The organism is Microbacterium sp. SLBN-111 (genome assembly GCF_049739645.1).
Classification (GTDB): Bacteria; Actinomycetota; Actinomycetes; order Actinomycetales; family Microbacteriaceae; genus Microbacterium.
In genome coordinates this window covers 3,384,335-3,396,913 of sequence record NZ_JBMGQH010000001.1, presented here as the reverse complement: position 1 = coordinate 3,396,913, position 12,579 = coordinate 3,384,335, and the positions used below count along the sequence as shown (strand labels likewise).

14 protein-coding genes are annotated in these 12,579 nt (G+C 72.5%); all 14 read right to left on the bottom strand.

Annotation, left to right across the window (positions count from 1 at the left end):
- Positions 1–16 precede the first annotated feature (16 nt).
- The 14 genes from lgt to RKD05_RS15790 all read right to left on the bottom strand — a co-directional run bounded on the left by lgt (position 17) and on the right by RKD05_RS15790 (position 12,540).
- Entirely contained in the window at positions 17–1,021 is a 1,005-nt protein-coding gene (gene lgt, locus RKD05_RS15855; RefSeq protein ID WP_022877506.1) for a prolipoprotein diacylglyceryl transferase, read from the bottom strand.
- Positions 1,022–1,031: 10 nt separating this feature from the next.
- Complete coding sequence (gene trpA, locus RKD05_RS15850) at positions 1,032–1,823, bottom strand: tryptophan synthase subunit alpha (RefSeq protein ID WP_424711302.1); 792 nt, start codon at positions 1,821–1,823, stop codon at positions 1,032–1,034.
- Positions 1,820–3,154 (bottom strand): tryptophan synthase subunit beta, encoded by a 1,335-nt coding sequence (gene trpB, locus RKD05_RS15845; RefSeq protein ID WP_424711301.1) that lies wholly within the window; start codon positions 3,152–3,154, stop codon positions 1,820–1,822. Before trpB ends, trpA begins: the two co-directional genes overlap by 4 nt.
- On the bottom strand, positions 3,151–3,927 hold the full coding sequence (trpC, locus tag RKD05_RS15840; RefSeq protein ID WP_424711300.1) for an indole-3-glycerol phosphate synthase TrpC: 777 nt from the start codon (positions 3,925–3,927) through the stop codon (positions 3,151–3,153). The genes trpB and trpC overlap by 4 nt, the downstream gene beginning before the upstream one ends.
- 2 nt (positions 3,928–3,929) lie before the next feature.
- Positions 3,930–4,160, bottom strand: coding sequence for a DUF6704 family protein (locus tag RKD05_RS15835; protein ID WP_424711299.1), 231 nt, complete (start codon positions 4,158–4,160; stop codon positions 3,930–3,932).
- Positions 4,161–4,270: 110 nt separating this feature from the next.
- Entirely contained in the window at positions 4,271–4,858 is a 588-nt protein-coding gene (locus tag RKD05_RS15830; protein ID WP_424711297.1) for a Trp biosynthesis-associated membrane protein, read from the bottom strand.
- Positions 4,858–5,205, bottom strand: coding sequence for a phosphoribosyl-AMP cyclohydrolase (gene hisI, locus RKD05_RS15825; RefSeq protein WP_022877499.1), 348 nt, complete (start codon positions 5,203–5,205; stop codon positions 4,858–4,860). The genes RKD05_RS15830 and hisI overlap by 1 nt, the downstream gene beginning before the upstream one ends.
- Entirely contained in the window at positions 5,202–5,966 is a 765-nt protein-coding gene (hisF, locus tag RKD05_RS15820) for an imidazole glycerol phosphate synthase subunit HisF (protein ID WP_424711295.1), read from the bottom strand. The genes hisI and hisF overlap by 4 nt, the downstream gene beginning before the upstream one ends.
- Positions 5,966–6,808 carry an ATP phosphoribosyltransferase gene (gene hisG, locus RKD05_RS15815; protein ID WP_022877497.1) on the bottom strand — a complete coding sequence of 281 codons (843 nt, stop codon included), beginning with the start codon at positions 6,806–6,808 and terminating at the stop codon, positions 5,966–5,968. Before hisG ends, hisF begins: the two co-directional genes overlap by 1 nt.
- 46 nt (positions 6,809–6,854) lie before the next feature.
- The gene (locus RKD05_RS15810; RefSeq protein ID WP_022877496.1) at positions 6,855–7,118 is read right to left on the bottom strand and encodes a phosphoribosyl-ATP diphosphatase; all 264 of its coding nucleotides are present in this window, start codon (positions 7,116–7,118) and stop codon (positions 6,855–6,857) included.
- A gap of 332 nt (positions 7,119–7,450) precedes the next feature.
- Complete coding sequence (gene rpe / locus RKD05_RS15805) at positions 7,451–8,110, bottom strand: ribulose-phosphate 3-epimerase (RefSeq protein ID WP_063258695.1); 660 nt, start codon at positions 8,108–8,110, stop codon at positions 7,451–7,453.
- Between the two features lie 45 nt (positions 8,111–8,155).
- The gene (locus RKD05_RS15800; RefSeq protein ID WP_424711874.1) at positions 8,156–9,577 is read right to left on the bottom strand and encodes an RsmB/NOP family class I SAM-dependent RNA methyltransferase; all 1,422 of its coding nucleotides are present in this window, start codon (positions 9,575–9,577) and stop codon (positions 8,156–8,158) included.
- 2 nt (positions 9,578–9,579) lie between these two features.
- The gene (fmt, locus tag RKD05_RS15795; RefSeq protein ID WP_424711294.1) at positions 9,580–10,497 is read right to left on the bottom strand and encodes a methionyl-tRNA formyltransferase; all 918 of its coding nucleotides are present in this window, start codon (positions 10,495–10,497) and stop codon (positions 9,580–9,582) included.
- 60 nt (positions 10,498–10,557) lie between these two features.
- The gene (locus tag RKD05_RS15790) at positions 10,558–12,540 is read right to left on the bottom strand and encodes a primosomal protein N' (protein ID WP_424711293.1); all 1,983 of its coding nucleotides are present in this window, start codon (positions 12,538–12,540) and stop codon (positions 10,558–10,560) included.
- Between the last annotated feature and the right edge of the window lie 39 nt (positions 12,541–12,579).

The window sequence follows — 12,579 nt, the reverse complement described above, 5'->3', positions numbered from 1 at the left end:
ACGTCGGCCCAGGGAGTTACTTCGTGGCGGGGCTGCTTGTGGCGCTGGTGCCGACGGTGTCGTTCGTCGCGGGCGGCTCGCTCACGTCGACGAAGTCAGTGGGGTCGGTCGAGTCTACAGCCCCGGGAGCCTTGCCCTCGCGCCCCGGCTGGTACGGCGAAGGCTCGAGACCCTTGTGGCGACGCGACTGCACGACGAAGATCACGATGCCGAGGATGACGCCGAAGATCGCCGCCCACACGTTGGTGCGCAGGCCCAGGATGATGTCGCTGGGGTCGATACGGATGGATTCCCAGACGATGCGGCCCGCGCTGTACCAGACGAGGTACACCGCGAACTGCTTGCCCCACTGCAGCGTGAAGCGCTTGCCGACCCACAGGATGACCGCGGCGCCGAGCAGGTTCCAGATGACCTCATAGAGGAAAGTCGGCTGGAAAAGAGTGCCGGCTGGCAGTCCGACGGGGATCGCCGAGTTCGGCGTGGCGATCTCGAGGCCCCACGGGAGGTCGGTCGGCTGGCCGAAGAGCTCCTGGTTGAACCAGTTGCCGAAGCGTCCCATCGCCTGCGCGATGATGAGGCCCGGGGCCAGCGCGTCCGCGAAGGTCCAGAACCGGATGCCGGTCCACTTGCAGCCGAGGTACGCGCCCAGGGCGCCACCGATCAGCGCGCCGTAGATGGCGATGCCACCCTCCCAGATGGCCCACACCGAGCCGGGCTGGAACGGGTTCCACGGGTTGGATCCGGGACCGAAGTAGAAGCCCAGGTGCGTGAGCACGTGGTAGATCCGGGCGAAGACGATCGCGATGGGCACCGCCAGCAGGCAGATATCGATGACGACCCACTTCTCGGCCCCACGACGCGTCAGACGCGCGTTCGTGAGGAACACGGCCACGATGATGCCCGCGACGATGCACAGGGCGTAGAAGTGGATGCGCAGGGGTCCGAGATCGAAGTACGAGATCGATGGGCTCGGGATGCTGGCGAGCACGCCGGAGGCCGCGCTCGAGAGGGCGAACGTCATGCAGACGAGTCTAGGCGCGACGCGCCGTGCCCGCCGACAGCTCTCGAGCGAGCGAGCGGAGCGCCTCGACGCCGCCGTCGCGCAGCGCCTTCACGAGCGCCGTGCCGACGATCGCGCCGTCCGCGTACTCGATGACCCCGGCCACCTGCTCGGCGTTCGAGATGCCGATGCCCACGCACGCGCGCGCGGCTCCGCGGGAGCGGAGACGCTCCACGAGGCCGCGGGCCGCGGCATCCAGCTGCGCCCGCTCCCCCGTGATGCCCATCGTCGAGACCGTGTACACGAAGCCGGTCGAGGCGTTCACGATCATGTCGAGGCGCTCGTCGGTGGAGGTCGGTGCCGCGAGGAACACCCGGTCGAGGCCGGTGCGCTCGCTCACGGCGATCCACGCCGACGCCGCGTCGGGCGTGATGTCGGGCGTGATGAGACCGGCACCGCCCGCGGCGATCAGGTCGTCGGCATAGCGCTCGACGCCGTACTGCTCGACGAGGTTCCAGTACGTCATCACGAGCACCGGCACGTCGGTGCGCGAGGTGATCTCGCGGATGATCGTGAACAGGTCGCGCATGCGGAAGCCGTTGGCCAGCGCCGTCTGCGTGGCCTCCTGGATGACGAGGCCGTCCATCACGGGGTCGCTGTAGGGCGGACCGAGCTCGATCACGTCGACGCCGGACTCCGCCAGGGCGACGGCCGCTTCGATGCTCGTCGCGACGTCGGGGAACCCCGCGGGCAGGTAGCCGACGAGGGCACCGCGTCCGGCTGCGTGGGCGGCGTCGATCGCCGCGGAGACGCGCGAGGTCACAGCTCGACCCCCGCGCCGCTCGCGGCGTCCGGAGCCGGGGTGACGTCCACCGGCGAACCAGAGGCGGATGCCACGGCCTCGGCGCCCGCGGTCTGGGCCGGACGGCCCTCTGGCGCGGGGGCGTGCTCGGCGTCGTACAGGTCGAAGTAGCGGGCGGCGGTGTCCATGTCCTTGTCACCGCGACCGGAGAGGTTCACCGCGATGATGGCATCCGGACCCAGCTCCTTGCCGATGCGGAGGGCACCGGCCAGGGCGTGGGCCGACTCGATCGCCGGGATGATCCCCTCGGTGCGCGACAGGAGCCGCAGGGCCTGCATGGCCTCGTCGTCGGTCGCGGGGATGTACTGCGCGCGGCCGATATCGGCGAGCCACGCGTGCTCGGGACCGACGCCCGGGTAGTCGAGACCCGCGGAGATCGAATGGGACTCGGTGGTCTGGCCGTCCTCGTCCTGCAGCACGTACGTACGCGCGCCGTGCAGCACGCCCGGACGACCGCGCTCGATCGAGGCCGCGTGCTTCGGGGTGTCGACGCCGTCACCGGCCGCCTCGACGCCGTAGAGAGCGACGCCTTCGTCGTCGAGGAACGCGTCGAACATGCCGATCGCGTTCGACCCGCCGCCGACGCACGCGAACACGGCGTCGGGGAGGCGGCCGAGGCGCTCGAGGAACTCCGCGCGCGTCTCTTCGCCGATGATCTTCTGGAAGTCGCGCACCATCGCCGGGAACGGGTGCGGACCCGCGGCGGTGCCGAAGATGTAGTTGGTCGTCTCGACCGTGGACACCCAGTCGCGGTACGCCTCGTTGATCGCGTCCTTGAGAGTGCGCGACCCCGTGGTGACGGGGACGACCTCGGCGCCGAGGAGACGCATGCGCGCGACGTTGAGCGCCTGGCGCTCGGTGTCGACCTCGCCCATGTAGATGACGCAGTCGAGACCGAAGAGGGCCGCCGCCGTCGCGGTCGCGACGCCGTGCTGTCCGGCACCGGTCTCGGCGATCACGCGCGTCTTGCCGAGGCGCTTGGTGAGCAGAGCCTGGCCCAGCACGTTGTTGATCTTGTGCGAGCCGGTGTGGTTGAGGTCTTCCCGCTTGAGGAAGACGCGCGCGCCGCCGGCGTGCTCGGCGAAACGCGGAACCTCGGTGAGCACCGAGGGGCGGCCGGCGTAGTCGTGCAGCAGGGCGGTCAGCTCGGCGTGGAACTCGGGGTCGGCCATCGCCGACTCCCAGACCGCGGTGAGCTCGTCGATCGCGGCGATGAGCGATTCGGGCATGTAGCGGCCGCCGAAGTCGCCGAAGAACGGCCCCTTCTGGTCGCGCAGGCTGACGGTTGTCATGCAGTCTCCTGGAGGAACGCGCGGAGGGTCGCGACGGGGTCGCCGGTCACCAGCGCTTCGCCGACGAGGACGACGTCGGCACCGGCGGCGCGGTAGTGCGCGACGTCGGCGGGGGCGAGGACGGCAGACTCGGCGATCTTCACGGCATCCGCGGGGAAGCGGTCGGCGAGGGAGCCGAACAGGTCGCGATCGAGTTCGAACGTCGAGAGGTTGCGGGCATTGACCCCGATGAGCTTCGCGCCGAGGTCGGTCGCACGCTCGAGTTCCTCGGCGGAGTGCGTCTCGACGAGCGCCGCCATCCCGAGGTCGGTCGCGAGTGCGTAGAGCTCGGTCAGCGTCTTCTGGTCGAGCGCTGCGACGATCAGCAGCACCAGGTCGGCACCCGAGGCGCGGGCCTCGAGCACCTGATACGGCGTCGCGAGGAAGTCTTTGCGCAAGACCGGCACCGACACAGCGGCGCGGACGGCCTCGAGATCGGCGAGGCTGCCCTTGAACTTGCGGCCCTCGGTCAGCACCGAGATCGCGGAGGCCCCGCCCTCTTCGTACAGGCGCGCCTGGTAGGCGGGGTCGGGGATCGACGCGAGGTCGCCGCGCGACGGACTCGCGCGCTTCACCTCGGCGATGATCTTCACGCGGTCGGCGGGGGCGAGCATCGCGAGCGCGTCCCGCGCGGGGGTCTGCGCGAGAGCATCTCGTTCGACCGCCGCGAGCGGACGCGTCTGGGCGCGCTGCTCGGCATCCTCCACCGCTCCGGCCGTGAGATCGGCCAGCACGGTCAGTGCGCCTTCGACTGGTACTTGTCGCCGTTGGCGCCGTAACCGGCCTTCGTCATGGCCCAGCCGACGATCGCGCCCACGAGGAGGAGACCGACCGAGGCCCACACGAGAACCGGGAGGTCGAACCAGAAGAACACCGTGCCCAGCGTGATGGCGAGCAGCATGATGATCACGGCCGTCCAGGCAGCCGGCGAGTGTCCGTGGCCGGGGTCGCCGATGGGGTTGCTCATGGATCTCCTTCGAGTCGCGCGCGGGCGCGGGGAACAGCGTCCTGTCAGTCTATCGAAGCGCGGCGGGGTGGCCGGTGCGGATGGCTCGACGTCGCACGAAGCGACCCTCGTCAGGCCGTGGGGTCGGCGCCGCGGGACAGGTCGTCCCACGAGTCGATCGCGTCGTGCGGACGGGAGGCATCCGCGGGTGCGTCGGTGGCGGTGCGGTACTTGCGGCCCGCACTCCCCTGCCATCGCCGGGCCGTCACGAGCGTGAAGATCGCGGCGGCGGCGAGGAGCAGCTCGCCCAGCAGCGTGACGGCGGGCCAGGGGGTCAGCGACATCGACGAGACGAGGTCGGCGATGGCATCCATTCCGGAGATGCCGGTCGCCTCGGTGACCGTCGCCGCGGTCGCGGACACCGGCATGATCAGAAGGACCTGGGCGGTCGCGACCCCCACGATCCCCGCGATCGCGAGGGCGATGACGCCCAGCACGTACCGCAGGACGCGGCCGACGATCGACAGGGCGGCACCGAGCGCGAGGGCGGCGAGGCTCAACGGGGTGAGCACGGGCACGGCATCCGCTCCGGGGACCGCGAGCGTCTGCTGCGCGCCGTCGGCGAGGGTCACGTCGATCCAGGTCTGGGTCGACGAGATCACGCCCAGGGCGCCGGCCAGGAGCATCCCGACGACGGAGAGCGAACGCGCTCGACGCATCAGGACTGCCCGACGACGGGCTCGAGATCGGTGGAGTCGAAGCACGTGTGGTCGCCGGTGTGGCACGCCGCGCCCACCTGGTCGACCTCGATGAGGAGGGTGTCGCCGTCGCAGTCGAGGCGCGCGCCCTTGACGATCTGGATGTGCCCGGACGTGTCGCCCTTGCGCCAGTACTCCTGGCGCGAGCGCGACCAGAACGTCACACGGCCGGTGGTGAGGGTGCGGCGGAGGGCCTCGGCATCCATCCACCCGACCATGAGCACCTCGCGCGAGTCGAATTGCTGCACGACCGCGGTCGCGAGTCCTTGGGCGTCGTACTTCACGCGGTCGAACGCTTCGACGTTCATCGGCGCACCTCGATTCCTTCGGCCGCCATCGCGTCCTTGACCTGGCCGACCGTGAGCTGGCCGGAGTGGAACACGGATGCCGCGAGCACCGCGTCGGCGCCGGCGGCGACGGCCGGGGCGAAGTGTTCCAGCGCGCCGGCACCGCCGGAGGCGATCACGGGCACCGCGACGACCTGGCGCATGAGGCCGACGAGTTCGAGGTCGAAACCCTGCTTCGTGCCGTCGGCGTCGATCGAGTTGACGAGCAGCTCACCGGCTCCGCGTTCGACGGCCTCGCGCGCCCAGTCGAGGGCGTCGAGGGTCGTCTCGGTGCGGCCGCCGTGGGTCGTCACGACGAACCCGGAGGGAGTGGATGCCGCCCGCTTCACGTCCAGCGACAGCACGATCACCTGCGCGCCGAAGCGGTCCGCGATCTCGTCGATCAGGTCGGGGCGGGCGATCGCGGCGGAGTTCACGCCGATCTTGTCGGCGCCGACGGAGAGCAGGCGCGCCACGTCCTCGGTGGAACGCACTCCCCCGCCGACCGTGAGCGGGATGAACACCTGCTCCGCGGTGCGGCGGACGACGTCGTACGTCGTGGCGCGCTCGTCGACCGTGGCCGTGACGTCGAGGAACGTGATCTCGTCGGCGCCCTGGTCGAAGTAGAGCTTCGCGAGCTCGACGGGGTCGCCCATGTCGCGCAGATCGAGGAAGTTCACGCCCTTCACGACGCGGCCGGCGGCGACGTCGAGGCACGGGATGACGCGGCGGGCGAGCGTCATCAGAGCCTCGCGGCGAGGATCTCGGTGACCAGGATCGCCCGGGCGCCGATCGCGTACAGCTCGTCCATGACGCGGTTGACGTCGCGGCGGGGGCTCATCACGCGCACGGCGACCCACTCGGGGTCGCGGAGCGGCGAGATCGTCGGCGACTCCAGGCCGGGCGCGACGGCGATCGCCTGCTCGACGAGGGCTGCGGGCAGGTCGTAGTCGATGAGCACGTACTTCCGCGCGGCGAGGACACCGCGCAGGCGCCGGAGCAGCGTCTCGGTCCCCTCGACCTCGTTCGGGCCGGAGATCAGGACCGCGTCCGATTCGAGCAGCACGGGGCCGAAGATCTCGAGCCCCGCCTGGCGCAATGTCGTGCCGGTCGAGACGACGTCGGCCACGGCATCCGCCACGCCCAACTGCACCGCGGACTCGACGGCGCCGTCCAGCGGCACGATGTCGACGGCAACGCCGCGCTCGTCGAGGAACGCGTCGACGAGGCCCGGGTACGCCGTCGCGACGCGGAGGCCCTGCAGGTCTTCGACGTCGGTGAAACGGCCGGGGCGGCCGGCGAAGCGGAACGTGGACCCCGCGAAGCCGAGCGACTCGATCTCGCGGGCGCCGGGCATCCGGGCGTCCAGCAGCAGGTCGCGGCCGGTGATGCCGACGTCGAGGGCTCCGGAGCCGACGTACGTCGCGATGTCACGGGGACGCAGGTAGAAGAACTCGACCTCGTTGACGGGGTCGACGGTGTACAGGTCTTTCGAGTCGCGACGTCCGGTGTACCCGGCCTCCGAGAGCATCTCGGCGGCGGTCTCGGCGAGCGACCCCTTGTTCGGCACGGCGATTCGCAGCATGACGGGGGCTTTCGTGGTTCGTGAGCGAGAGGTGGGAGGGAGCGGCTCAGAGATGTCGGTAGACGTCTGCGAGCGTCAGGCCCTTCGCGAGCATGAGCGTCTGGAGGTGGTAGAGCAGCTGCGAGATCTCCTCGGCTGCGGCCTCGTCGGACTCGTACTCCGCGGCCATCCACACCTCGGCGGCTTCCTCGACGATCTTCTTGCCGATGGCGTGCACGCCGGCATCGAGCTGAGCCACCGTTCCGGAGCCGGCGGGGCGCTCGACGGCCTTGGCGCTGAGCTCGGCGAACAGGTCGTCGAAGGTCTTCACCTGTCTAGGGTATCGGCTCGGCGGTGCCCCGGCCGCCGGGTCGGGCTGGTGCGGTGCGGGTGGGCCGGTGCGGGTGCTGCCTGCGGCACGGTGCTGCGTGCGGCCTGGCGCGGCGGGGCGCGCTGCGGCGTGCGGAGGCACCGGCCGGGGCGGCGGCGCGGTGCGCGGGTCTGCGCGGTGCACGGCATCCACGGGAAGAAACGGGACGGCGAGGCGTTTCCTGCCACCGATCGCGTTTATCGCGAGGGTGAGGGCGCAGCCGGGGGCGGAACGGGGCGGGGGCCGCCGCAGACCCGGGTCGGGGCGCGCGGCGCCGGCGCGCGCCGGCCGGGTCAGTGCGTGTGGCGGGCCGCGGCGGAGCGCAGCGACTGGATCGCGCGGTCGGGGTCGTCGGCGCCGAACACCGCGGAGCCGGCGACGAACGTGTCGGCCCCGGCCTCGGCGGCCTGCGCGATCGTGGACTCGCCGATGCCGCCGTCGACCTGCAGCCACACGTTCGATCCGCGGCGGCGGGCCTCGTCGGCGAGGCTGCGCAGCTTCGGCATGGTCTCGGGCATGAACGACTGGCCGCCGAAGCCCGGCTCCACGGTCATGACGAGGATCTGATCGAACTCGTTCAGCACCTCGAACAGGTTCTCCACGGGGGTCGCCGGCTTCACGGCCACGCCGGCGCGCGCGCCGATCGAGCGGAGCGTCCGGGCGAGCGCGACGGGCGACGCCGCAGCCTCGAGATGGAAGGTGACGGATGCCGCGCCCAGCTCGGCGTATTCCGGAGCCCAGCGATCGGGGTCGTCGATCATCAGGTGCACGTCGAGCGGTACGGGGCTCGTCTCCTGGATGCGGCCCACCATCTGCGGACCGAAGGTGAGGTTCGGCACGAAGTGGTTGTCCATGACGTCGACGTGCACGAAGTCCGCCCCGGCGATGCGAGCGAGCTCCGCCTGCATGTTCACGAAGTCGGCGGCGAGGATGCTCGGATTGATGCGGGGCACGGTTCCATTATCGGCGCCCGGTCCGCCACACCCTCGTGTGAGGGGTCAGAAACTGTCGCTCGGGTCGCGCACAGGCGACAGATCTTGACCCCTCACGCGTGAGGAGACCCGTCGCAGGAGGGCGATCGACATCGCGTCGGTGCCGTGGCGGTGGGGCCAGAGCTGGGCGCGGAGCGAGCCGTCCGACTGCGCGGGCAGGTCGATGTCCGAGCCGGCGATGTCGCGCACGACGGCGCGGGCATCGAGTTCCTCGACGGCGTCGCCGAACTCGCGGCGCACCTCGGCGAGCACACCGGAGGTCTCGGCCAGGTGCGGCGAGCACGTCACGTACGCCAGCACCCCGCCCGGCTTCAGCGCGCCGAGCCCCGCCCGCACGAGCTCGAGCTGCAGCGCCGTGAGATCCGGCACGTCGGCCGGGGTCTTCCGCCACCGCGCCTCGGGACGCCGGCGCAGCGCGCCGATCCCCGTGCACGGCGCGTCGACGAGGATCCGGTCGTACTCCCCCGGCGTGCGGGCGGCGCGGTCGCGGCCGTCCTCCTCGGTCACCTCGACCTCGAGCGGGACGGATGCCACGGCCCGGCGCACGAGCGCGGCCCGGTGCGGCGAGATCTCATTGGCATCCAGCCGGGCGCCCCCGGCGAGGGCCTCCGCGGCGAGCAGCGCCGTCTTGCCGCCCGGTCCAGCGCACAGGTCGAGCCATCGCTCCCCCGCCTCGACGGGCCGGAAGCGACTGAGGGCGAGAGCGGCGAGCTGCGACCCCTCGTCCTGCACGCGGATGCGACCGTCGGACGCCCGGATGAGCACCTCGGGGTCTCCCCCGCGGGTCGTGAACGCCGTCGGCGCGTACCGGGCGGGACGGGCGTCGCCGGGGATCTCGGCCAGCCCCGGCAGGGCGATCATCGCCACCCGCGGGGCGTCGTTGTCAGCGGCGAGGAGGGCGTCGAGCTCGTCGCCGCGCCCCTCGGCGGTGAGGGCGCGACGGAACGCGCGGACGATCCACACGGGGTGCGCGCTCGTCAGTCCGAGGCGTTCGTCATCGCTGCGGGCGGACGCGGTGATGCGGTCCATCCAGTGCCCGGGCGTCTCGCGCGACACCCGCCGCAGGACGGCGTTCGCGAATCCCGCGGCCCCGCGACCGCCGCCGTGGCGACGGGCGAGTTCGACGGATTCGTTCACCGCGGCGTGCGAGGCCACGCGCGTCGACAGCAGCTGGTGCACGCCGAGCCGCAGCGCGTCGAGCACGGGCGGGTCGATGCGGTCCACGGTCCGATCCGCCGCCGCGGCGATGATCGCGTCGTACGTTCCGCGCCGTCGCAGCGTGCCGTACGTCAACTCGGTCGCGAGCCCGGCGTCCTTGGCATCCAGTCTCGCCCGCTCGATCGCGTGCGGCAGGGACAGGTTCGCGTACGCCTCGTCGGCGGAGACCGCCCGCAGCACGTCGTACGCGACGGCGCGCGCTCCCTGCACGCTCACGAGCCCAGCACCGGGTTCTCGACGCGCAAGCCCCGGAACCAGTCACCGGCGGGCATCGCCCCCTTGCCCGCGGGCTGCACGGTCTCGAGCCGCAGCGGGGAGCTCGCCGTCCCCACCAGAATCTCCCGACCGGATGCCACGACCCGACCCGGCGGAATCGGATCCGCCGTGCTCGCCCCGGCGCGCAGCACCTTGAGCCGCGCGCCGTCGAACGTCGTGTGGGCGCCGGGTTCGGGCGTGACACCGGCGATCCGCGCGCGGAGGGTCTCGGCATCCAGGGAGAAGTCCAGGGCGCCGTCGTCGAGGGTCAGCTTCGGGGCGAGCGTCGGCTCACCCTGCTGCGGGACCGCGACCGCGGAACCGTCGGCGATGCCGTCCACGACGCGGGCGAGCAGCGGGGCGCCGATCTCGGCGAGGGCGTCGAGCACGTCGCCCGCGGTGGCGTTCCACGGCACTTCGTATCGCTCCTCGGCGAAGACGTCGCCGGCATCCAGAGCGGCCACGAGCTGGAACACGCTCGCGCCGGTCTCGCGGTCCCCCGCGATGAGCGCCCGCTGCACGGGGGCGGCGCCGCGCCAGCGCGGGAGGAGCGAGAAGTGCAGGTTGATCCAGCCGTGCGCGGGGGCCGACAGCAGCGGCTCGCGGACGAGTCCGCCGTACGCGACGATCACGCCGAGTTCGGGTTCGAGCGCGGTGATGCGGGCGGTGGCCCCGGCATCCAGTCGGTCGGTCTTGATCGTCGGGATGCCGAGATCCTCCGCCGCCTGGGCGACCGGGGACGGCGTCAGGACGCGTTTGCGGCCGAGGGGCGCGTCGGAACGGGTGACGACGGCGGCGATCTCGTGCGGCCCCTCCGCCAAGGCGCGGAGGGAGGGGACGGCGACGGCGGGGGTGCCGGCGAAGACGAGGCGCATGGTTCTCCTCACGCTTCGGATGCGGGTGGGTGGGACCGGGCTGCTGGGGGCAGGAGGCGCTCAGAGGTCGGGCTCGGGGAGGTCGAGCCGCACTCTGAGTGTATTCCGGGGCCTCGGGCCCTTGTCCTTAGAGGACTTCCGGGCGCGGAGGGCGTCGGCGATGACCCCCGCGCGGAGGGCGTCGGCGACGGCACGACCGTGCGCATAGTCGAACCGCACGAGCGCGCGGGACGTCGGGGTGTCGGGGGCCGTCGACGTGTCGACCGGACCGAGGACGGCGAGGGCGTCGAGGTCGGGCACCGCCTCGCGGAGTTCGGCGAGGAGGGTGTCGACGCTCCGGGCGTGTCCGTCGACGCTCGCGACGCGTACGGCCGGGGGCATGCGCAGCGGTGCGCGGTCGGCCAGCTCGGCGCGGGCGTAGGCCGGCTGCGTCCACGTCGCGAGCGCCCGGGCCACCGGACCCGCGACGCCCACGAGATGCACCGGCGCGCCGGGGGCCGCAAGGGCCGCGGCGTTCGACCACCACCGCAGGCAGTGCTCGCCGACGCGCAGCGCTTCGTTCTGCAGCATGCGGTCGCCGTCGAGCAGGATCACCGCGCGATATCCGCCGCGGGCGATCGGTTCGGCCCCGCGCGTCGCGATGACCAGGGCCGGGGTGGCATCCACCTCCGCCACCGGATGCGCGCCGTCCGCGATGATCACGCGCGTGTTCGGGAACGCGCGGCCCAGCTCGTCGGCCGTGCGCTCGCTGCCCGAGGACGCCATGCGGAGCTTCACCGAGCCGCAGTGCCCGCACGTCCACGCGTGGGCGTTCCGGCCGCACCACGCGCACACCGGAACCGCGCCGGGGCGGGCCGCGCGGAGCGGCCCCGCGCAGTGCGTGCAGCGGGCGGGGCGACGGCAGTCCGCGCACACGAGCGACGGCGCATATCCGGGGCGCGCGACCTGCACGAGCACGGGGCCCTGCGTCAGCGCCTCGCGCGCCGCCGCGAACGCCGACGACGGCACGCGCGCGGTCCGCGACTCCCCCTCGCGCGTCGCGCTCAGCACGACCCGCGGACTCTGCCGCCGCGCCGGCGCCGACTCCCGCACGTACCCCACCTCGACCAGCCGCTGCACGTCGGTCGAGCGGGTGTGGCCCGCGAAGAGGAGCGCCGAACCCTCCAGCTCCTGGCGCACCAGCGCCGCATCGCGCGCGTGCACGCCCGGCGCGAGCGGCTCGGCGAGCAGCGAATCGCCGTCGTCCCACAGCGCGACCAGGCCCGTGTCGTGGGCGGGGGCGTAGACCGCCGAGCGGCGGCCCACCACGATCACCGGCACGGGCGCGAGCGTGCGCAGATACTGCGCGTACCGCGCCGGACCGGACTGATCGGCGTCGTCGCGCACGACCGCCTCGGCCGGCACCAGGTCGGCCAGCGCCGCCATGAGCTGCGCCTGATCGCGGTAGTCCGGGACGACGAGCACGGCGCTCCTCCCCCGCGCGAGCATGTGCACCGCGGCGGCGGCCAGGAGATCGGCCCACGCACCCCTCGGGAGAGCACCGGTCGTGTGCGGAGGGGCGTCGACCGCGAGGCGCTCGCCGCCGTCGAGCGCTTCGACGAGACCCACGTACGGCTTCAGCGCCGCGTCCGCTCGCGCGAGCGACTCCGCCGGAACCACCGGCGTCTCGGGGACCGGGGCGGCGAGCCAGGCCTTCTCCGCCCGCACCATGCGCTTGGGCACGGCGAGCCGCAGGACGTCGCTCACCGAGCCCGCGGCGCGGTCCGCGACCTTGCGCGCGAGGGTGAAGAGGCGCTCCGGCAGCACCGGCATCGTCGAGACGACGCTCTCGACCGACGACAGCGGACGCTCGCTGCCGTCGTCGGCCACGACCTCGACCACGAAGGCATCCATCATCCGACCCGCCGACCGCAGCGGCACCTTCACCCGCACCCCGGGGACGACGTCGGCGACCAGGGGATGCGGAATGGCGTAGTCGAACAGGCGGTCGAGCTGCGGGACCGGCGAGTCGAGCTGCACCCGCGCGACGCGGCGGGCGCTCACGCGGCGGCTCCGCGCGCACCTCGCCGCACACGGCGGAGC